The 21968-nt window shown below is 59.7% G+C and carries 17 protein-coding genes; 7 read left to right on the top strand and 10 right to left on the bottom strand.

Annotated features, from left to right (window positions below; translation table 11 throughout):
• Nucleotides 1-19 precede the first annotated feature (19 nt).
• The gene (ureC, locus tag BSF40_RS08225) at nucleotides 20-1720 is read left to right on the top strand and encodes an urease subunit alpha (RefSeq protein WP_095964737.1); all 1701 of its coding nucleotides are present in this window, start codon (nucleotides 20-22) and stop codon (nucleotides 1718-1720) included.
• Nucleotides 1721-1786: 66 nt separating this feature from the next.
• Here the strand turns inward: ureC and BSF40_RS08220 are convergent, their stop codons facing one another.
• Complete coding sequence (locus tag BSF40_RS08220) at nucleotides 1787-7057, bottom strand: dermonecrotic toxin domain-containing protein (protein ID WP_095964736.1); 5271 nt, start codon at nucleotides 7055-7057, stop codon at nucleotides 1787-1789.
• A 248-nt stretch (nucleotides 7058-7305) separates the two neighbouring features.
• Between BSF40_RS08220 and BSF40_RS08215 the strand changes: the two genes are divergently transcribed.
• The gene (locus BSF40_RS08215; protein WP_095964735.1) at nucleotides 7306-8433 is read left to right on the top strand and encodes a sensor histidine kinase KdpD; all 1128 of its coding nucleotides are present in this window, start codon (nucleotides 7306-7308) and stop codon (nucleotides 8431-8433) included.
• Between the two features lie 167 nt (nucleotides 8434-8600).
• On the opposite strand, the gene BSF40_RS08210 is transcribed toward BSF40_RS08215, so the two are convergent.
• Nucleotides 8601-8906, bottom strand: coding sequence for a chaperone modulator CbpM (locus BSF40_RS08210; RefSeq protein ID WP_007979663.1), 306 nt, complete (start codon nucleotides 8904-8906; stop codon nucleotides 8601-8603).
• A gap of 27 nt (nucleotides 8907-8933) precedes the next feature.
• Complete coding sequence (locus BSF40_RS08205) at nucleotides 8934-9881, bottom strand: DnaJ C-terminal domain-containing protein (protein WP_007979664.1); 948 nt, start codon at nucleotides 9879-9881, stop codon at nucleotides 8934-8936.
• A 297-nt stretch (nucleotides 9882-10178) separates the two neighbouring features.
• Here BSF40_RS08205 and BSF40_RS08200 point away from each other — a divergent pair, with 297 nt between their 5' ends.
• Nucleotides 10179-11444, top strand: coding sequence for an Hsp70 family protein (locus BSF40_RS08200; protein WP_095964734.1), 1266 nt, complete (start codon nucleotides 10179-10181; stop codon nucleotides 11442-11444).
• Between the two features lie 110 nt (nucleotides 11445-11554).
• Here the strand turns inward: BSF40_RS08200 and BSF40_RS08195 are convergent, their stop codons facing one another.
• From BSF40_RS08195 to BSF40_RS08185, 3 genes are all read right to left on the bottom strand, one after another.
• Entirely contained in the window at nucleotides 11555-12568 is a 1014-nt protein-coding gene (locus BSF40_RS08195) for an AI-2E family transporter (RefSeq protein WP_015093263.1), read from the bottom strand.
• Nucleotides 12569-12825: 257 nt separating this feature from the next.
• Complete coding sequence (locus tag BSF40_RS08190; protein ID WP_095964733.1) at nucleotides 12826-13134, bottom strand: PsiF family protein; 309 nt, start codon at nucleotides 13132-13134, stop codon at nucleotides 12826-12828.
• A gap of 64 nt (nucleotides 13135-13198) precedes the next feature.
• Entirely contained in the window at nucleotides 13199-13993 is a 795-nt protein-coding gene (locus tag BSF40_RS08185; protein WP_095964813.1) for a helix-turn-helix transcriptional regulator, read from the bottom strand.
• Nucleotides 13994-14090: 97 nt separating this feature from the next.
• On the opposite strand from BSF40_RS08185, the gene BSF40_RS08180 reads away from it, so the two are divergent.
• A complete protein-coding gene (locus BSF40_RS08180; RefSeq protein ID WP_095964732.1) occupies nucleotides 14091-14978 on the top strand; it encodes a DMT family transporter in 888 nt (295 codons plus the stop codon).
• Between the two features lie 89 nt (nucleotides 14979-15067).
• Here BSF40_RS08180 and BSF40_RS08175 read toward each other — a convergent pair whose 3' ends face one another.
• The 3 genes from BSF40_RS08175 to BSF40_RS08165 form a co-directional block, all read right to left on the bottom strand.
• The gene (locus BSF40_RS08175) at nucleotides 15068-15958 is read right to left on the bottom strand and encodes a triacylglycerol lipase (protein ID WP_095964731.1); all 891 of its coding nucleotides are present in this window, start codon (nucleotides 15956-15958) and stop codon (nucleotides 15068-15070) included.
• Between the two features lie 107 nt (nucleotides 15959-16065).
• Nucleotides 16066-16371, bottom strand: coding sequence for a multidrug efflux SMR transporter (locus BSF40_RS08170; RefSeq protein ID WP_095964730.1), 306 nt, complete (start codon nucleotides 16369-16371; stop codon nucleotides 16066-16068).
• Nucleotides 16372-17010, bottom strand: coding sequence for an FMN-dependent NADH-azoreductase (locus BSF40_RS08165; protein ID WP_095964729.1), 639 nt, complete (start codon nucleotides 17008-17010; stop codon nucleotides 16372-16374).
• Nucleotides 17011-17119: 109 nt separating this feature from the next.
• On the opposite strand from BSF40_RS08165, the gene BSF40_RS08160 reads away from it, so the two are divergent.
• The 3 genes from BSF40_RS08160 (at nucleotide 17120) to BSF40_RS08150 (ending at nucleotide 19747) form a co-directional block, all read left to right on the top strand.
• Nucleotides 17120-18034 (top strand): LysR substrate-binding domain-containing protein, encoded by a 915-nt coding sequence (locus BSF40_RS08160; protein ID WP_172435675.1) that lies wholly within the window; start codon nucleotides 17120-17122, stop codon nucleotides 18032-18034.
• 199 nt (nucleotides 18035-18233) lie between these two features.
• Nucleotides 18234-19010 carry a hypothetical protein gene (locus BSF40_RS08155; protein ID WP_095964727.1) on the top strand — a complete coding sequence of 259 codons (777 nt, stop codon included), beginning with the start codon at nucleotides 18234-18236 and terminating at the stop codon, nucleotides 19008-19010.
• A 74-nt stretch (nucleotides 19011-19084) separates the two neighbouring features.
• Entirely contained in the window at nucleotides 19085-19747 is a 663-nt protein-coding gene (locus BSF40_RS08150) for a hypothetical protein (RefSeq protein WP_095964726.1), read from the top strand.
• Nucleotides 19748-19799: 52 nt separating this feature from the next.
• Here BSF40_RS08150 and BSF40_RS08145 read toward each other — a convergent pair whose 3' ends face one another.
• Complete coding sequence (locus BSF40_RS08145) at nucleotides 19800-21869, bottom strand: AsmA family protein (RefSeq protein WP_095964725.1); 2070 nt, start codon at nucleotides 21867-21869, stop codon at nucleotides 19800-19802.
• Between the last annotated feature and the right edge of the window lie 99 nt (nucleotides 21870-21968).

Here is a 21968-nt window from a genome sequence, read left to right as displayed (position 1 = left end):
AATTACGAGGAACGAGTAATTGAAGATTTCCCGTCAAGCCTACGCCGACATGTTCGGTCCCACCGTTGGTGACAAGGTGCGCCTGGCCGATACCGAGTTGTGGATAGAAGTGGAACAGGACTTCACCACCTACGGCGAAGAAGTGAAATTCGGTGGCGGTAAAGTCATTCGTGACGGCCAGGGTCAGAGCCAGTTGCTGGCCGCCGACGTGGTCGACACCCTGATCACCAACGCGCTGATCGTCGATCACTGGGGTATCGTCAAGGCCGACGTCGGCCTCAAGGACGGGCGCATCGCGGCGATCGGCAAGGCCGGCAACCCGGACATCCAGCCCAACGTCAACATCGCCATTGGCGCCAGCACCGAAGTCATCGCCGGTGAAGGCATGATCCTCACCGCTGGCGGCATCGACACCCACATCCACTTCATCTGCCCGCAGCAGATCGAAGAGGCATTGATGAGCGGTGTCACCACCATGATCGGTGGCGGCACCGGACCGGCTACCGGCACCAATGCGACCACCTGCACCTCCGGGCCGTGGCACCTGGCGCGCATGCTCCAGGCCGCCGACGCCTTCCCGATGAACATAGGCCTCACCGGCAAGGGCAACGCCAGCTTGCCGGAGCCGTTGATCGAACAGGTCAAGGCCGGTGCCATCGGCCTCAAGTTGCATGAGGACTGGGGCACCACACCCGCGAGCATCGACAACTGCCTGAGCGTGGCCGACCGGTTCGACGTGCAGGTGGCGATCCACACCGACACCCTCAACGAATCCGGTTTCGTCGAGACCACCCTCGCCGCCTTCAAGGGCCGCACCATTCACACCTATCACACCGAAGGTGCCGGTGGCGGTCATGCGCCGGACATCATCAAGGCCTGCGGCTTTGCCAACGTGCTGCCGAGTTCGACCAACCCGACCCGGCCGTTCACCCGCAACACCATCGACGAACACCTCGACATGCTGATGGTCTGCCATCATCTCGATCCGAGCATTGCCGAGGACGTGGCCTTCGCCGAAAGCCGCATCCGCCGTGAGACGATTGCCGCCGAAGACATCCTCCACGACCTCGGTGCGTTCTCGATGATCAGCTCCGACAGCCAGGCCATGGGGCGGGTCGGTGAAGTCATCACCCGCACCTGGCAGACCGCCGACAAAATGAAAAAACAACGCGGGCCGCTGCCCGGCGATGGTGAGGGCAACGACAACTTCCGCGCCAAGCGCTACATCGCCAAGTACACCATCAACCCGGCGATCACCCATGGCATCAGCCATGAAGTGGGTTCGGTGGAAGTGGGTAAATGGGCGGACCTGGTGCTTTGGCGGCCGGCGTTTTTTGGCGTGAAACCGACGTTGATTCTCAAGGGCGGTGCCATCGCGGCCAGCCTGATGGGCGACGCCAATGCCTCGATCCCGACACCGCAACCGGTGCACTACCGCCCGATGTTCGCCAGCTACGGCGGCTCGCTGCACGCCACCAGCCTGACCTTCATCAGTCAGGCGGCGCAGGAGGCAGGCTTGCCTGATGCGCTGGGTTTGAAGAAGAAAATCGCGGTGGTCAAAGGTTGCCGCGACGTGCAGAAAACCGACCTGATCCACAACGACTACCTGCCGAACATCGACGTCGATCCGCAGACCTATCAGGTCAAGGCCGATGGGGTTTTGCTGTGGTGTGAGCCCGCTGAGACGTTGCCGATGGCCCAGCGTTACTTCCTGTTCTGAACCGGCAACCACGACACGAGCAAAGGCCTCGCACACCCTGTGGCGAGGCCTTTGTTTTTTCCGTGATTACTGAACGGATTCAATCCGCAGCCGATCCAGCTTGGCCCGAATCATCGCTTCCCGTGTCAGTTTTTTCAGCAACTGCGTAATTTGCAGATCGATGTCATCCAAGGCTTGAACATATTCCTCGTCAGTCATCAGCTTGCCGTTCGCAAAGTCAGTTTCACTTTTGCCCAACTCACTGCACAACCCCTTGATTTCCGCCTCCACCGCCGCCTTTCCCTCGGCAGTGAGCCGCGTACCTTCGGCCCTGCGCTGCAACGCATCCTGTAAATCGATAGTGGCGTCGATCCTGCGCTTCAAGCCGTTCAATTCTTCGCGGTAAGTAGTCTCCAGCCAGGTTCGCCAGAGCGGTTGCTCGAAGACGCGATCAATCAGCAGATCACCTTCCTCCAGTGCCTTGATCCGCTGGAACGCTGCTTCGATCATCTCCTTGCTCACACCGGCGATGTTGCGAAACTGCATGCCCCGCGCCTGCCACGGCAGATCCAGACGCTCTGCCAGATCGGTCATGTAAGCCAGGTGCACTTCCACTTCATCGATAGTGCCGGTCGCATCGCCATTGGCGTCGTAGCGACGGAACCGTTCGCCGTTAGCCAACCGCTCAGACACCCGCTGACGGGCAATGGCGCCGAGTTCATCGAGCCGGGACTTGCCCAGGGCCAGTTCCAGCAATTGCGCCTCGATCAGGTCCGCACGCACCAGGGCGTAGGCTTCATGCACCATCACCTGCACGCCCATGGCATTGAACAGTTGCGTGCCGCCATCCACGCACTCGGTGGGCGTTGCCGCCTCGTTGAACAGTTTGCTTCGCAGTTCACTGTCGCTGGCCATGGCTTCGAGCATGCGCCAGACCTTGGTCGTCAGTTCCGTCTGATACTCACCGCCGGCCTTGAAGTCGGCGGACTGGGTGAGCTTGCGCAGTTCATTGAAAAACGGCACCGAACCAAACTCGTCTTCAACGTCGTTCCAGACTTCCTGTTTTCCCTGCCATTGCCGCTCGGTCATGCCCATATCCCAATCCGCGCTGTCGAGTACGCCTCGGGGCGGATAAGGACGCTCCGGGTCCATTCCGACCGACTCGATGTAAGACTTAAGGATCTCGAGATTCTCCGACGAGATCCAACGCGGGCCCCGGCTGATTACGGTGCGCGCCAGTAGCTCTGCGCGAAATGAACCGGGTGCGACCTCGGGTATCCGACTGATCGGGTTGCCGCTCAAGTCAAGGTAGATACTGCGCGGTCGCGATTGCGAAAACAGCCCGACGGGCCAGCTGTCCAGTCCGGTTTCGCCCAGCAACAACACCTGCAAATGCGGCATTCGGCTGATGTTCGGAATGAGCTTGAGCGGGTTGCCGCGCAAGCGCAGGACTGTCATGCGCGTCAGGTTTTTCAGGTGATCGAGCGCCAATGCATCCAGTTCAATGTTATTGCGGTCAAGAAACAGGTGAGTGAGATGACGCATGTCTTTCACCGCCTGCGGAAGCGTCGTCAGCAGGTTGTCTTGCAGATTGAGGTGGCGCACCTGATGGAACGGGTCGAGGAACGACAGGTTCCCGGAACGCAACTGCCCACCGCGCAGGCTCAGGCTGGTGACATGATCGAAGTTGGCCTCCAGTTTCGGCAGGGTTTCCAGCAGTCGGTTCAGTCTGGGAATGTTGTCCAGACTCAACGCCTGCGGCCGCACTACCCCGAAAGCCTCGATGCCCTCCGGCCCGGTGCGCTGCCAGCTTTGCCTGAGCGTTTTGTAGATGTTGTTTCGCGCATGCCATTCCGCCACGCCCGCCGGGGTAAAACGAGCGGATTGCGTCGGCGAATTCATCCAGCGTTGCAGGGCGCGGTTCAATTGGTTGAACTCGGCCTCCAGCACGGTCAGCCGCGCATGCACCGTCCCTTCGCCCTGACCGAAACCCGCCAGCAGTGTCTCCACTTCCTCCGAGGTAAAATCCGGATACAGTGCATGAGCCCGTTGTCGCAGCCCCACGCCTTGCGATGCTTGTCGGGCATAGCCACGCATGCCGCCACGCAAGCGCATGACGCTCGGGTCGTAAGCCGGCCTGGTGATCGGGTTGTCCCGCAGAATCAGCTCAAACCGGGATCGATCCAGCGGCTGCGTCCTGACCGCTTGCTCAAGGCGTGAAGACTCATGGATTCCAAAGCCAAGCGCTGTGCGCTCGGAGTCGGGCAAGGCATGCAGCACCGCCGCGTACAGATTGTCCGCACCGTGCAGCTGTTGATCGCTGCCGTCCCGTGCCTCGTATTGGCCATCCTCACCCAGGACCAGCACTTTGCGGGTCGTCGCGTCGACGGGGCCGAGACTGTCGGTCAGCGATCCCGTGAATGAATACTCACGGATTTCCAGACGCAGATCCGCCGGCCAGCCCGGCAATGCGGCCAGCGAGTGCAGCTCCAGGCGTGCGGTATCGCGACTGTGCAGTCCGTCGAGGTACAGGCCTTCATAAGCCCGTGTCACACGCAGTTGTTCCGCCGCCTCCCGAGCTTGTTGAGCCAGTCTCAACGGAACACGTTTTTTTTCGTTCAAATGCTGCACATCCGAGGGATGCGCTTCACTCAGCAACTCCTGCGCCTGACTGACAGAGATATCAGCCCCATCATCCTTGAGCATGTTCACCAACGGGTCGTCCGACCGGGTACGGCGCTTGTACAACAGGTCGAACAACTGACTTTTGCGCTGACGCGCCAGCGCCGCCCATTGATCACACAGTGCCTGTGCACGTTTCGCCTGGTCACCGGAATACCCTTCTCCAAGCAGTTCGCGTAGCGCTGTTTCGTCAAGGAAACCGACCACCCGTTCAGGCAACTCACCCGCAAGCAGTTCAGACCAGGTCATCTGCAAGGTATTGGTCGCTGAAGCATTGGCGTAGCCTTCCTTGATCGATACACCGGTCAGGCCCGGTCCCTGGAAGACTTCAATGGCCTTGTCGCCGGGCCAGCCGCGCAATTCCGTCATGAGTCGAAGCGAGTAATCCGCCCAATCGTTACTGATCCGATGGGCCAGAATCTGTTGCGCACCGGCTTCGGCATCGGCATGGGCCTTGAAGCGCTTGAGGGTATCGGCCAATGACGCGGGCGGGGTTTCATGTTCGACATGAAGTCGGCGCAGCACGTTTTCATGTACGCCGCTGGCAGTCAAAACCTGCTCCAGGGTCTCATCGGACAGCCCCTCCACCGAAGCGCCCAGACGCCTGAGCACTACACGCCGATCCCATTCGAGCGGTTGATCGAGTTCGGTCTTCCAGCTGCCGGCACCGTTGTGCTCCAACAGCGGCTGATAGGCATCGGCGCGAGTCGGGTGTTGCAGCCGGTGCTGGCCGGTTTCCGGGTCTTGCCTGACGGCATAGCATTTGTCATCGAGGCGCAGCAGGTCTTGCTCCTGATAACGGTACAGCCCTGTGTCACCGGCCTTCGCCCCATCGGGCAATGTGATCGATTGCTCATAGGGCGCAAGGTCAGGGTTCCACAACCGCTCCTTGCCGCCGACTTCCACTGGCTTGAGCCCCTCGACAAACGGCGACACCTTGATCGGTACGACAGCGGTGCCGGGCAACACATGTCCGGCGCCCATCAGTGTCAGTTGCGCGAAGTTGATCAAGACCCCGTTGAAGTACGCCGAAGCCTGTTCCTTGTCACCCTTGCTCCAGTCCTCGACGCCTTCGGCAACCTCGGCGAGCATTTGCGCGACCATGATGCCAAGCATGGCTTCACCCAGGCCCGGCACCAGCATTGCGGCGAAATTGAAAACATTCCAGCCGATCGACAGGTAACCGGTCAGGCGCTTGAAGCGTGCGTTGGCATCTTCGTCGCCGGTCGGTACGGCGATCAGCCGGGCATCGGCGATGGCCTTGTTCCGCCGCGCCACAAACAGGGTGATCCACAGATCATCCGCGATCTGGTTGGTCACCGGTTCTGCATCGGGATTTTCGACCGCCGTTTCACGCCACCACGGGCCCATGTCCAGCGGTTCGCGCTCATGCCAGGTGTAGGTCGTGAGACGTTCTTTGACCCGGGCGAAAAACAGCCCCTTGTCCTTCTGCGCCACAAACCGGCTGAAAAACGCCTGGTAATCCGTATTTCTCAACTGCCCCAGGAGCGCCTTCATGAACGCGGTCAGTGAGGGATACTCCTTCAACGGATGGTCAGGATCATCGGGCACATAGGCGATCAACGGACCGCTTACACGACTCTGTTGATAGATATCGTCGCGGCGCAACAGTTCATCGCTCAACCCCTGCGGCCCATTGGCGAAGAAGGCTTGCAGCAGTTTGAATTGATCGTATTCCCGGCCCGGCAGAACAGGAATGCGGCGCGACCAGTCGATCCAGAATCTCAACAGGGCCGGCGTCAACGCTTCAACTTCGCGCTTTATTTGCGATGGCTCGCTGACCGCGCTGAACAACACGATGCCGGTCAACCGAAAACCCATCAGCGACAAGCGATGAGCATGCAACGGCCGGTCGTACAGCGTGACGTTTGCCTGCCCCTCACGCACCTGGCCCAGTTTGCCGTAGGCATAGTCACTGATATCGCCCTTCAATCGGGCAATCAGTGCGGCCACATGAAAGGCCGCTTGTTCACTGGCCACCGAGTCTTGTTGCAAGGTTCGCCGTGCTTGCGGGGTATCGGGCAACAGGACGGACTTGATGTGCCGCTGGTATTGCCCGCCGATGTCCAGGCTGCGGCACAACGCGGCAAAATCCGGCAGGGCAATGGCCGATTCCAGGCTGAGACTGCCCCGGCTGTCCTTACGGTAAATACCGGAGCTGTTTCGGAACGCCCCTTCGACGGTTTCAGCTTCCTCGAAGTTGTGCAGCGCCGCCTCCAGCAAGGTGGACTGGCGGACGCGACTGGCGCCGGTGTCGATGCCGAATATGATCGTACTGGGCACCTCGAGCTGCACGCTGAGTTCGTCGACGCGTTCAACGGAGCTGAAATTCGCCTGCAACATCTCACTGACCAGTGGTTCGGCGAAGGCCTCAATGTCGTGTTGCAAGCTGCCCAGGGTTTTGTCCAGTACGCCCTGCAAACGCCAGCGTTCCTCGATCAATTGCTTCAAGTACTGGCGGTCGATGACCCGTGCTCCGCTGTACCATTCGGGCATCGCCGGCCTCAGGGTTTCAAGGGATTTGAGCCTTGCAAGCGGGGCATTTTTCAGGGCACCCGGTATCCCGTCGAATACGCGACGGTAATGCACGCCCTGGTGTTCGACGCCTGTGGTTTCAATCGTTTGCTGTGAATGGCTTCCATGCAATTCAGACACTGTTACATCACCTTGATGGCTGGATTTGAACCCACAGCTTCGCCAACCCGCCCGCCAAACAAAAGCCCAAATAACCGTTGGGCCGCCCCTGGAAAAAGGCTTCCACCGTTCGAAATTCAAAGAGCCTTCAATACATAAGTACCGCCACAGTGGCCTGGACTTATGCCACCGAACGAGCGGTCGTGTTTTTTCCGGCAAAGGGACTACTATTCGATTCGCTGCCCCCGATTCATGCTCAGGTAACCGCCATGCGTCTTTCCGAATTCATCGTGCTACAGGTTGATCGCATCGTCGATGAGTGGGAGCAGTTCGCCAAAACCATCACCCCGGCCGCCGAGTCCATGGACAGCGCCGCCTTGCGCGACCATGCCCGGTCGATCCTGCTGGCCGCGGCCCGGGACATGTGCAAGCCCCTGACACCCTCCGAACAAGCGGCCAAGGCACGCGGCGAAGGCCCGGAGAAAACCCCGAGCCTCGACGAGGCCGGTGCCAGCCATGGCGAGTTGCGCCATACCGTGGGTTTTGATCTGGTGCAGATGACCAGTGAATTCCGTCATTTGCGCGCCTGTGTCATCCGCCTGTGGGTCAACAGCCTGCAATCGCCTGACCTGGCCTACTTCCAGGACATGATCCGCTTCAACGAAGCCATCGACGAAGCCCTGGCCGAATCCACCGCCGCCTATGCCGAAATGGTCAACCGCTCCCGTGACATTTTCCTCGCGATCCTCGGTCATGACCTGCGCGCGCCCCTGCAGGCGGTGAGCATGTCCACCGAAATCCTGCTGCGCAAAGCCGCACTGGAAGGTGATGCGCTCAAGTGCGCGATCAATATCCAGCGCAGCACCGGACATCTGGCAGTGATGGTCGGGGATTTGCTGGAACTGGTGCGCAGTCGCCTGGGCAAACATCTGCCGATCGAACCGGCGCCCATGGACCTGGCTGAAGCGGCACGGGACGCGATTGCGCGGGCCTGTGCCGGTCAACCGGAGTGCGATCCGACCCTGACGGTACAGGGTGACACCCGCGGTACCTGGGACCCGCGCAGGGTCGATCAGATGCTGCAAAACCTGATCGGCAATGCCTTGCAGCATGGCTCGAGCAAACGTGAAGTGACCTTGACCCTCAAGGGCGAGGCCGACGGCGTTCGGCTGACGGTGCAGAACGACGGAGTCCCCATCCCCTGCGATGCGATCCCGACCATTTTCGACCCGCTGGTGCGCAGTGCCAGCGAAGAACTCGGCGAGCCCACTACCAGCCTTGGGTTGGGGTTGTTTATCGTCAAGGAAGTGGTCGACGCCCATCAGGGGACGATTGAAGTCAGTTCCAGTGAGAGGGATGGCACGACCTTTACCGTGGTGTTGCCGAGGACAATATAGAGCCATTGTGGCGAGGGGGCTTGCCCCCGTTGGGCTGCGCAGCAGTCCTGAAACCAGACACTGCAGTTTTGTCAGTTGTACCCAGTCGTTCGATTGGCGGGCGCTTTGCACCCGAACGGGGGCAAGCCCCCTCGCCACAGAGTTAGTGTTGGTTACTACTTGAGGAACTACTCCACCAACAACCGCCCCAACCGCTGCTTGAGCATGCGGTTCTCGGCGCGCAGCTGCTGCACTTCTTCGAGCAGGTCCAGCGCCAGGGCGACGCCTTCCCACTCCAGGTCAAGGTCGCGCCGCAGCTTGGCGGCACGCTTGGCCAGGGTCAGCTCATAGTCGTTGAAAACCCAGTCCTTGGGCTGAGCGCCCTGAGGTTCGAGGATGCCGTGCTCGACGATTTCGATCACGTAGACGTCCGACAGCTCGGTCGCCTCACAGAATTCTGCCATGTCCAGTTGAACGATCAGGGGACTGCTCATTGTCAGTGACTCCTTGGTTCTAAGGGATCAAAAATGCTCTCGCGGGTCGAACGCGGCTTTTTTCGCCAGTTCCTGCCACAGGGCCTTGATGTCATCGTCGGATTTCTTCGGCATCACGGCCTTCAATTGCACGAACAGGTAACCGCGCTCACCGGCCTTGTTCATCAGCCCATGGCCCTTGGCGCGCATGCGCTGGCCGTTCTGGCTGCCGGCCGGCACCTTGAGGTTGATCTTGCCGGTCAGGGTCGGCACGGCGACTTCGGCCCCCAGCGCCAGCTCCCACGGAGCCAGTGGCAAGGTGATGATCAGGTTATCGCCTTCGACGTCGAATTTCGGGTGCGGTGCGAAACGGATCGTCAGGTACAGGTCGCCATTGGCGCCGCCACCCACACCCGGAGCGCCCTGCCCCTTGAGGCGAATGCGCTCGCCGTCGGCCACACCGGCCGGAATCTTCACGTTCAGGCTTTTGCTGGTGTTGCTCACATGCTGGCCGGCCGCGTTGTACTGCGGTACCTGGAAGGTGACCTTCTTCGACTCGGTCGACAGTGTTTCTTCGAGAAAAACCCCAAGCTCCATTTCCACGTCCTGCCCTCGACGTCCGGTGCTGCGACGCGACTGTCCACCACCACTGAAACCAGGCCCACGGTTGCCGAAGATCGAACTGAAGAAGTCCGAGAAATCGCCCGTGTCCTGACCACCGCCACCGAAACCGCCACGGCTCTGCCAGCCCGGTGGCCCCTGGAACGGTTGGCCGTGCTGGCCATAGCGGCGCAGATCATCGTATTCGGCGCGCTTGTCGGCGCTTTTCAGCGCTTCATAGGCTTCCGAGGCGTCCTTGAACTTGGCCTCGGCGTCCTTTTCCTTGCTGACGTCGGGGTGGTATTTGCGCGCCAGCTTGCGATAGGCGGCCTTGATCGCCTTATCGTCTGCGGTCGGCTCCACACCGAGAATCTTGTAATAGTCTTTGAAGTCCATCGCGGGAATCACCATCCGTTATCAAATCGCGCCACGGGCCACAGCATGCGCTTGTTTGCAGCCGTTGGTTTGACCGATCTCAAATTTGTGACCGGGCGGCGCGGCAGAAGTTTATCGGCAGCCGGCGGGGCTTCTTGCGAGCACGCCCGCGGCTGTCCGGTTGATGCAGGGTAGTTTGGGGGGGATGCCCCATCTTTCAAGGCATTGTTTGCGAAGAATTAGCAGATAACCGGCCTTCGAATCTGGCGCGCACTGGCATACACTGCGCGGCCGTTTTTTAACCGGAACCTGAAAGACATGAACAACGCATCTCCAGCCCGTGCCGTGGGTATCGATTTTGGCACGTCCAACTCCACCGTCGGCTGGCTGCGCCCCGGCGTGGAAACGCTGATCGCGCTGGAGGACGACAAGATCACCCTGCCGTCAGTGGTCTTCTTCAATATCGAAGAACGTCGCCCGGTGTACGGTCGGCTGGCGCTGCACGAGTACCTGGAAGGCTACGAAGGCCGCCTGATGCGCTCGCTCAAGAGCCTGCTGGGCTCCAAGCTGATCAAGCACGACACCAGCGTCCTGGGCACGGCCATGCCGTTCAAGGACCTGCTCGGACTGTTCATTGGCCAGCTCAAGAGCCGTGCCGAAACCGCCGCCGGTCGGGAATTCGAAGAAGTGGTGCTGGGTCGTCCGGTGTTCTTCGTCGACGACGACCCGATGGCCGACAAGGAAGCCGAAGACACCCTGGTCGACGTGGCGCGCAAGATCGGCTTCAAGGAAGTCTCGTTCCAGTTCGAACCGATTGCCGCGGCATTCGACTACGAGTCGACCATCGAGAAAGAAGAGCTGGTACTGATCGTCGACATCGGCGGTGGTACGTCCGACTTCTCCCTGGTGCGCCTGTCACCGGAGCGGCGCGCTGTGGATAACCGCCAGGACGACATCCTCGCCACCGGCGGCGTGCACATCGGCGGGACCGACTTCGACAAACAACTCTCGCTGGCCGGCCTGATGCCACTGTTCGGCTATGGCAGCCGGATGAAGAGCGGCGCCTACATGCCCACCAGCCATCACATGAACCTGGCGACCTGGCACACGATCAACTCGGTGTACTCGCAGAAATCGCAACTGGCCCTGGGCAGCATGCGCTACGACATCGAGGACACCGGCGGCATCGATCGCCTGTTCAAGCTGATCGAACAGCGCGCCGGCCACTGGCTGGCGATGGAAGTGGAAGAAACCAAGATCCAGCTGACCCACGCCGACAACCGCCACGTGCCGCTGGACCGCATTGAAGCGGGCCTGAGCGTGGACTTGAGCCGTGCGCTGTTCGAGTCGGCCATCGACAACCTGCTGGAGCGGGTGCGCAACAGCGTCACCCAATTGCTGACAGACGCCGATGTCCGGGTCGATCAGGTCGACACGGTGTTCTTCACCGGCGGCTCGAGCGGCATCCCGGCGCTGCGCAACAGCGTCTCGGCGATGCTGCCGAAAGCGCGGCATGTGGAAGGGAATATCTTTGGCAGTATCGGTAGTGGTCTGGCGATCGAGGCTGCGAAACGTTACGGTTGAAAAGCAGCTGTGAGCTTCAAGCTGCAAGCTTCAAGTAGGAGCAGGTGCGGTGTTCGCTCCTGGCTTTGACTTGCAGCTTGCAGCTTGAAGCTTGAGGCTCGTAGCTGCTCTTAAACCATCCCCACCTGCTTCAACTCACTCTTCAGATACGCGTAGTAAATCGGCCCCGCCACTACCCCCGGCAGGCCGAACGCGGCCTCGAACACCAGCATCGCCAGCAGCAACTCCCACGACTTGGCACTGATCTGCCCGCCGACGATGCGCGCGTTGAGGAAGTATTCGAGCTTGTGGATAACAATGAGGTAACCCAGCGCCGCGACGGCGACCCAGATCGACAGCGACAGACCGACGATGGTGATCAGGGTGTTGGACATCAGGTTGCCGATCACCGGCAGCAAGCCGAGCAGGAACGTCAGCACGATCAGGGTTTTGGTCAGCGGCAGCTTGATGCCGAACATCGGCAGGATCACCGCCAGGAAAATACCGGTGAAAATGGTGTTGAGCAGGGAAATCTTGATCTGGGCGAACACGATGTTGCGAAACGCCTGGACCAGCAGGTGCAGACGATCAAACAGCGCCGCCGCCAGCGGTTTGCGCTTGGTCAGATCCGGTACACGCTGCAACGCAATGATCGCGCCCAGCACCATGCCGATCAGCAAGGTCACGAACATGTGTGCCGCATCCTTGCCCACCAGTTGCAATTCGCTCAGGTGCTTGCTGACCCACTCGCCAATGGCCACACGAAACTCGGCGGCACTGGCCGGCAGGTAGGCGTCGATGAACGGCGGCAGTTGCCCGCGTGCGCGGTCGACCACCCCCATGAATTTGTCGAGGGAGGCGCCGGGGTTTTCCGCCTCGTGCAACAGGAAGCTGAAGGCACCGGCAAAGATCAGCGACAGTACGCTGACAATCAGCGTCCCCAGCAATGCCACCGCCAACCAGCGCGCACGCCGGCCTTCGATCAGCCGTTGCAGTTGCGGAGTGAGCATGTTGACCAGTTCGAACACCAGCAATCCGGCGAGCAGGCTCGGCAGCAACCGCAGCGGCAGGACCAGCAGCAGCCCGCCAAAAATGATGACCCAGCTGATGACCAGCAAAACTTGACGCTGAGAAAACGTTGGCATACAGCCTCAAAAACGAACGGCGTAAAAAGGATTGGCAGTCTGCCAGCGATCCGGTGCGAGCACTAGGGATTGTGTGGCTCGACCTTGGTCGGGGGCTGGGCAAATTTTGACATTCCCCAGACAGCCCATACATCGCCGATCACCTGTGGGAGCGGGCTTGCTCGCGAAGGCGCCATCACCTTCAACATTGTTGTGACAGGTACACCGCCTTCGCGAGCAAGCCCGCTCCCACACTCGACTGAGTTGATCCCTGTGAATTATTTTTTCTTCAGGCAATCACTCATGAACGCCTTGCGCTCATCACCCTTGAGGGCTTTGGTGGCGGCGTCGGCGTTGCAGGTTTTCATTTTCTCTTGCTGCGGTGTCAAGGCCTTGCCGGCATCGTTTGCCGCCGGAGTAGCCTTCAGGCAGGTACTCATGAAGGCTTTGCGCTCATCGCCCTTGAGGCTTTTGGCCGTGGCGTCGGCATTGCAGGTAGTCATCTTTTCCTGTTGGGCTGTGGCGGCGAAACCCTGGGAGCAGAGCAGCAAACCGATCATCAACAACGGGACACGCAACATCGTCATGGAGTTTTCTCCTTGTTGCCACACCGAGGTGGGCGGCCTCGTACTGGAGTGTAGACAACCCCTGTTACACCTTCCTGTTCTCCAGATGGCTGCGCCGGTACTGCTCCGGCGTACACCCGGCCTGGCGCTGGAACATCGCGATAAACGCCGAGCCGGTGCTGTAGCCCATGTCGAAAGCGATTTCCTGAATGCTGCGCTGGCTGTCCAGCGCTTCGATCGCCGCCAGAAAACGCAGGCGCTGGCGCCACTCACCGAAGCTCATGCCCAACTCCCGCATGAACTGCCGTGCCAGGGTGCGTTCGCTGACATGGATGCGTGCGGCCCATTCCGCCAGCGGCCGGTTATCCCCAGGCTCGGCCTGCAATGCTTCCAGAATCCCCAGCAATCCGGGGCTGCTGGCGTAGGGCAGATAGCACTCGTGCACCGGGGCCTGTTGCAGTTGATCCACCAATACCTGGGCCAGACGCTGGTCCGCATCGCGCTCGGGAATTTGCACGTCCCGGGCGGCGAAGTCCTTGAGGATCGCCTTGAGGATGTCGCTGATGGCCAGGGTACAGGCTCGCGACGGCAGATCAGCGCACACCTTGGGCGCCAGGCACACGGCGCGGTAGTTGACCGGTTGGTGGCTATAGAAACTGTGCTCGATCTGTGGCGGCACCCACACCGCGTATTGCGGAGGCGACATGAAGCGGCTGCCCTCGACATCCATGTGCAGCACGCCGTGGGCTGCATACTCCAGCGTCCCCCAGGGATGCCGATGGGGGGCGGCGTATTCGTGGGCGTCAAAATCGGCGTAGCGGAAGTACACCGCCGACGGCAGTTCGCTGAAATCCAGCAGGTCGATGTGTTTACTGCTCATGCTGTCCGTCATCAGGGGCGAGTTGTCCGGATCGAAGTATAGGCTTGTATCCAGACAAGCGGATAATTGCTCTTCATTAACGTTCTGGTTTTTCCCGATGCAATACGCTTACCCCCTGCTGGCCATTTTCATCTGGGCCGGCAACACCGTGATCACCAAAATGTCGGCCGGGGCGATCTTCCCCGCCGAGATCGGTTTCTACCGCTGGCTGCTGGCCGGGTTGCTGTTCACGCCCTTCATGCTCAAACCAGTGCTCGCCCATTGGCCGCTGATCCGCCCGAAACTGGGCAAGATCTTTGTCCTCGGTGTTCTCGGCATGGCGGTCTATCAAAGCCTGGCGTACTTCGCCGCGAGCCTGACCTCGGCCACCAATATGGGCATCATCCTGTCGCTGATGCCGCTGATGTCGCTCGCGATGGCGATCATCAGCCTCGGCCAGCGCCTGACCATGGGAGCCCTGGCCGGAGCGGTGCTATCGTTCGCCGGTGTCCTGGTGGTGGTGTCGTCCGGCAGCCTGGGCACATTGCTCGAACACGGGGTCAACCTGGGCGACGCGATGATGCTGATCGCCACCCTGGCCTACGCGGTCTACAGCACCCTGTTGAAAAAATGGCAGCTGAAACTGCCGCCGCTGGTGCTCTTGTATCTGCAGGTGCTGGTGGCCGTGGTGGTGCTGTTTCCGCTGTTCCTCGCCTCACCGAAAGTCGGCCCGACCCTGCAGAACATCCCGCTGGTGCTGTACGCCTGCCTGCTGGCTTCGATGGTCGCGCCGTTGGCGTGGATGCAGGCGGTGGTACGTTTGGGTCCGAGCCGGACCACGCAGTTCTTCAATTTGCTGCCGTTGATTACCGCATTGATTGCAGCGGTGGTGCTGCATGAACAACTGGCGATGTACCACTTGGTGGGCGGGGTGTTGACCTTGGGCGGGGTGATTGTTTCCGAGCGCTGGACGACAGTGTTGGGGCGTAAGGTCAGCGTTGCCTGATCCAGCGCCTTCGCGAGCAAGCCCGCTCCCACATTTGGAATGCATTCCCATGTGAGAGCGGGCTTGCTCGCGAAGAACGATAACGCGGTCTAAAGTCCAGCCGCGCTTAGCCGCGCCGCATGCTCGACAAACAACCGGACCGGCACAGCCCCCTTGCCCACCAGCCCCAGCGACTGATTGACGATATCGAAGTGATCCAGTGGGTACTCATCGCCAATCACCGTGCCCAGGTGTGAGCTGTAGCGCCCGACCAAGCCGTCGCAATGCCCGGCTTCACGGATGAAGGTTTTGGCGAATAACCGACAACTGCGGTTGGTACCGTCCAGCAGATTGCGTCCGCGATCGGTAATGCCCGGCTGCAAAGTGCCGGACCAGGAGTAATAGCGCACACCGTTGACCTCCTCCGGCCCGTGACCGCCCCAGGTTTCAGGCAAGCCCTGTGGATAACGCTGGTTGAACAGCGCGACGCCAGCGGTGGTGAGGGCGTGATGGGAGGCATGGATATCCACCGGCAACTTCGGCCCGTGGTAACCGGTATCCAGCCACCCCATCAGCGTGCCGACCATTCGCAGCAAAAAGCACAACAGACGGCCACGCACGCTGTCATGGGGATAGTGTTGATGCAGGTAGTCGGCGAGCTCCGAACCATGGTTCGGCCCCGCCACAGAGGTCACCGATACCACCAGGTCCGGGCGTTTGGCCGCGGCGTAACGGGCGGTCAGCGAGCCCTGGCTATGGCCGATCAGGTTGACCTTGTCGGCCCCGGTTTCCCGCAGGATTTCGTCGATACGTGCCAGCAATTGCTCGCCGCGTACTTCGTTCGAATTAAGCGGCGAGACCTGCACAGCGAACACCACAGCCCCACCACGGCGCAGTGCCTCGACAATCCCGTACCAGTACGGATAAAGCACCAACCGGATGAACCCGAGCATTCCCGGGACCAGCACCAGCGGGTAACGCGGGGCAGAACCTTGCGACATGGGTGGACTTCCTTGTGGTCGGGTGGTGACGCAAGGCGGTAGGCAAGACATCCGCCAAGCTACGCCTGCGAAGATGACAACTCGACGACAAGTCTATGTCATTCGCCCTACTTCAACCCCGCTACGCCCGCCACGATCAGCCCGACCGAGACCAGTTTGATCACGCTCAGGCTTTCCCCCAGCAGCGCGAACCCGAGAAACACCGTGCCCAGCGAACCGATGGCGGTCCAGATCGGGTACGCGATGCTCACGGGTAACTCGCGCATGGCCAGGGTCAGGAAGTAAATCCCGCCCACAGCGGCCACCACCGTGATCAGCGAAGGCCAGAGCCGGGTGAAGCCCTCGGCGTACTTCATGCCCATGGCGAAGGTGACTTCGAACCCGGCGGCGACCAGCAGAAAAAGCCAGGCCATCTAGAACTCCCCGGCCAGCGCCAGCAAGCGCTGCTCAGCCTCGGCGGCAGAGATTTCAAAGCTGCGTTCGGCGGACTCCTCGCCCTCGGCAGCGACCACTGTGACATCGGTGATGCCGATGAATCCGAGCACCGTGCGCAGCAGCGTATCGGCATGGTTCATGGCTTCCAGCTCGCCGCCCGGACCAAAACCGAAGCCGCCACGGCTGGTGATGATCAGGGCTTTTTTGCCTTGCACCAACGGTTGGTACTGGGCCACGCCATTGTCCAGGGTGTGATCGAAGGTCACCCCTACCCGCACGATCTGATCGATCCAGGCCTTCAAGCCACTGGGTACGCTGAAGTTGTGCATCGGTGTGGAAATCACCAGCACATCATGGCCGAGCAGTTCGCCGACCAGTTCGTCGCTGAACGCCAGGTCGGCCTGCATCGACAGCGGCCGAGCGTCGGGCTCGGGGTAAAACGCGGCGGCCACGAACGCCTCGTTGACCGGCGGGATCAGCGCCCGGCCGACTTCGCGCCGGGTCAGTGGCGAGTGCGGATGACGGGCCTGCCAGGCCGTCAGAAACACTTCGGCCAAACGCCGGGAGTGCGAACGATCGCCACGGGGGCTGGCATGAACAGCAAGAATTCTACTCATCTGTCTCTCCTCAGGGCTAAACTCAAACGGCTTGTGGCTTGCAGCTTGAAGCTCGTGGCTGCACCCCTTCAAATGAGTAAAAATCAGCCAAGGTGAATCTATTTCACCTGTGGAGTTTCCGATGTTCGCCTCGCTGCCCTTGACCGCCCTGCGCGCCTTCGAATCCGCCTCACGACTGTTGAGTTTCAAGGCCGCCGCCGAAGAACTGTCCGTCACCCCGACGGCGGTGTCCCATCAGATCCGTTCCCTGGAAAGCTGGCTCGGCGTGCCGCTGTTCGAACGCCTGCCACGCCAGGTGCGCCTGACCGAGTGCGGCGAACGGCTGTTCCAGAGCCTGCACGGGGCGTTCCTCGAGGTGGCGCAAAGTGTCGATACCCTGCGCCCGCAACGCAGCGGCGCCAACCTGACGGTCTCCACTACCGCAGCCTTCGCCGCACTGTGGCTGGTACCTCGGTTGGGACGCTTCTACGCCCGACACCCGAACATCAACGTGCGCCTCGACACCCACTGCGAAGTCATCGATTTGCATCAGGACGCCAGTGTCGATCTGGTGCTGCGCTACAGCCTCGACGATTACCCCAACCTGTACGGCCAGTGCCTGTTCGATGAGTCCTTCGGTGTCTACGGTTCGCCCGAACAAGTGGCGCTGGCGGTCAATCGTGCCCCGACGCTGATCAGCGTGCGCTGGCACAACTCCAGACTCTATGCCCACGGCTGGGAGGCCTGGTGCGCGCAATCGGGCGAAACCTGGCTGAGCGGTCGGCCAGCGGTGCGCGAATACGACGAAGAGCATTACGCCCTGCAAGCGGCCATTGCCGGGCAGGGTCTGGTGCTGGCGAGCAATATTCTGGTGTCCGAGAGCGTGGCCAGTGGATTACTGGCGCCTTATCGCGGGGACGTTCAGGTGGATGGCGCCGGATACAGTGCGCTGTGTGTTCCGGGACGCGAACGCCATCCACCGGTGCGGGCGTTTTTTGGGTGGTTGCGTGAGGAGGCATTGGCATCCGGTCATTCGTTGCGATGAACGCTCATCGAGCGACGAAAATAACGACATTAGTTACCAGACATACTGTTCACAAACTTAACCCGACCAACTCCCCACACCAAAACAGCAAGGCACGATATTTATCAAGTTACAACCACACCATGGACTAAACTCTCCCAGCCCTTATATTAAACTGACAGACAAGAAGTCTGCAAAACATATTAAGGACTAAACAACCATGCACTTTGAACAACAACTTGAATTTCTGGACAGCCTGCCCGCCCTGCCTGCTCGACGTGCTCGACGTGCTGCCTATGCTCAAACTCAAAGCGTCTCAGACGAACTTCCAATTGATCCAAACAAGGAAAGTGGCACCGTCGGCCCGGACATGATGAACATCTATGTACCCGGTGTATCGGTGCAAAACCGTGAAGATGTAGACAACTGCAAATTACTGATGCAAAACGCAGCATCGCAAAAATACGACATGATTAAAGAGTTGCATCAGTGGTACAACTTTTACACAGAAGGCCTGCGTAACCTCGGATGGACGATCAACAAGATTTACGCTCAGGACATAATCATTGAAAGAACCGGCCTTACCATGGATGCCGTCGCTTTTGACATACTTCAGAAGCTGGTCGGGGTAAACGCTCCTCGCTTGGCAGAACTGACTGGCAAAGCCGTGGAGGGAGTGAAAGGTGAGGACGGCCTGATCCAGATCTACAATCGTAACGCTCAAAAAGGTTCTCAAGCGGTATTTGATATTTCCCCAGTCTGGCAAACCCGGGAAGGCTCTCCGATGATGATCCTCAGCTGTACAAGTGTGGATGTCAGGGAAAGTACTCGCGGTATTCTTTGGTGGAAATCGACAACTAAATCCACCACCGTAAAATCGCAGGCAACACCGGTTTACCTCAACACTCAAGTCTATTCAAAAGTACGAAACAAGGTTCTTGAGAAACTGGGAAATGCGGCCGAAGAGTTCCTCGATGGAATTCCAGGTTTCCAATAACCAAAAGCTTTCAAATTGGCGTTGAGGTCGAATCGAGACCTCAACCCAACCGCCCCAATTGATCCGAGGCCTACATGGAATCTTTAAAATCCGATACTTACATCGTCAATGGCAATATCACGATTTTTTTTGGTACTCATGCCGAGCAATTCAAAAAAGATATTTTACACTCCAGCTTGCTGGGTCAGTTGATTGCGGACCATTCCCCCAACACCTGGCTCTCTTCCTATATAACCACACTGGGCAAATTTTACTGGGCAATCAATAAAACCAACCCCCACAATTTTCCCAACGAAACAACCAGCCTGCTAAATATCGCATCCACAGCCTTGCCTGATGCAATACAAAAAGAACGATTACAGCAACTGAGCGATGCATTATCTTCCATCGCACAGTTAGCCGCTGATACACCTGCAGGTGAAACGCTCCTGAACAGGGTTCAAAAGCAAAATGCACCCGTCGACGGTGAAGCACCCACGTTCACCGTGAGCACACTGTTCACTCTGGTTTGCGAAAATAAAAAAATCCTTTCACTCCAAATATCGCTCGAAACTACTCGCGCAGTAGGACTTGCCGTCTTTGAACAACCAATCTCTGACAAGATCATCCTGGGTGATATCGAATCCGTTTTGTGGACAACCTATCTGTCGGAAGGCAACTACGCCAAGATTCGGGATCAGGTCATTAGTAAGCTTGGAAGCAAGCCTCACACCTGCCTGTTTCCCATCGAAGCGTAACCGCTCATCACGCTATTGGCTCTCTGGTCCAATAGCGTGCACACAAACTCTTCTATTGCTTGACCGTCTTCGGCGCCTTGCCCGACTTCATCTGCTCCAGCAACGGCGCGCATTGATTCGGCTCACCACCGCTCGGTGCCACCAGCGCCAGCAACCCTGCCGCCGGTGCGGCAATCACACCCAGCGCCACCATTCCGGCGCCGCGCAGCATCAACGGCACGGCCTTGACCCCGGCATCGGGCTTCATGAACTTGCCGCGCACATACAGCGGCGAACGCAATGAAATCAGGCGCCAGCCCTTGGATTCCGGGGTGATGGTCAGGTCCAGTTGTTCCGTCGCCATGTTAGCGGTGCCGTCGATGTAGACGATGGCGTTCTCGGTGTCGAATACGAACAGCCGGGTGGTTGCCAGGCCGGACTGGATACCGAAGTCGGCGGCCGCGCAGTTGATCTTCACTTCCTTGTCGCCAAAGATCTTGCCAACCACGTAGTTGCCGACGTTCAGGCCCGCCAGTTCCATCAATTCGCGACTGATGGCGCCATCGTTGATCAGCATTTTCAGATTGCCATTGGCGCTGCCCAGCAGCCTGGCCACCGAATTGCCGCGCCCGCTGATATCAGCGTCGCCATTGAGCTCGCCAAAACTGGTTTTCATCGGCTCAAAGCCGGGGAACAACTGTTTGAGCTTGAAACCCCGCGCCGTGAGCCTGGCGTGGCCTTCCAGGGGATCGGTGTGGCCGTTCAGGCGAATCTGCGCGTCCAGCTTGCCACCGGCCACGCCGAAGCGCAGCGGTTCGAGGCTGAGCACGCCATCGGTTAGCACCAGATGGGTATAGAGGTCATTGAATGGCAATTTTTCGCTGTGCACGATGCGCTTGCCGGTGAACTCGACATCGGCGTCCATATCGCGCCAGCGGTCTGTCTTGAACTCTTCGACCGGCAACACTTTGTCCACCGGTTGTTTGCTGTCACCGCCACGGGCCTTCTGTTTGGCGTTGGAATCAGCGCCAATCAGCGGCGCCAGGTCAGCGAACAGCAATTGATTGGACAGTAGCGAGCCGCTGAGTTTTGGCCGTGGCTGGCTGGCTACGTAGGTCAGACTGCCGTGGATGTCACTCTCGCCGATCTTGCCGTTGAATTCCTCATAGCGAAACACCGCGCCACCTGGCTCGTGCAACTTGGCGATCAGATGGCCGTCGGTGGCATAGGGTGGGGTGTCCGGCAGGATTACGCCGGTCAGTGGGTAGAGGTTGCCCAGGCTGGTGCCGGCCAGTTTCAGGCGCAGGTCCAGGGCGCCGAGATTCAGCGGATCGGTCAGGGTGCCAGCCAGTTCGACGCTGGAATCGGCGATCTTCACCTGCGCCTGAAGCGGAAACGGGCGTGCCGCATCCTGCAACGCCAACAACCCGCCAATCTTGCCCTGGCCCGCGAGTTTCTGGCCGTGGTACTGGCCGTTGACCTTGAGGGCGAACGCATAATCCTGGGGGGACGAGCCCTTTTCCTGCACGGCTTTCGCCGCTTTGTCGCCGACGATATCGCTGAACGGAATCGGCTTGCCCAACGGATCGATCAGCACGTCGAGCTGCGTCTTCAGGCTCTGGTCGTCGAGGGTGACGTGGCCCTTGTCGAAACCGATCGCACCGATATCCACCACCCAACTGGAAGGCTCGGCGTTCGGGTCCTTGGGATCGAATTTGAACGTCCAGTTGGCGCGCCCGTCAGCCAGGCGTTGCAGCTGCGCATTCGGCTCGGCGAGGTCGATACGCGGGATCACCACCCGCTGCGCCAGCAAAGCCAGGGGTGAAATGCGCAACTCGACACGCTTGAGAGTGGCCATCTGCGGTTGCTTGGACCAGTCCGGATTGCCCAGGCTGATGTCCTCGGCCACCACATGAGGCCATGGCACCCAAGCGCGCCAGCCGCTTTCATCGGGCTCGGTCTGCCAGACCACCGACAGATTGCCGTTGATGGCAAAAGCGCGGTGCAGTTCTTCGGAAACCTTGGCATTGAGCGGCGGTTTGATCCGGTTCCAGTCGAAGAACACGATGATCAGCACCAGCAACGCCAACAAGGTAAGGAAGGTGGAAAGGGTCCAGACAAATGTCTTTTGGGTGCGCGTCATTGCACAGGGCTCCTGATACGACTGTGTGCCCCGACTGCGACGCACAGGTGAAACGGTGAGCCGGAAGCGGCTCGCCATGAAGTCTACGACTGATAAAGA

It is taken from the genome of Pseudomonas sp. ACN5 (genome assembly GCF_002303975.1).
GTDB classification, from domain to species: domain Bacteria; phylum Pseudomonadota; class Gammaproteobacteria; order Pseudomonadales; family Pseudomonadaceae; genus Aquipseudomonas; species Aquipseudomonas laurylsulfatiphila.
This window is presented reverse-complemented; position numbering and strand designations above follow the sequence as displayed.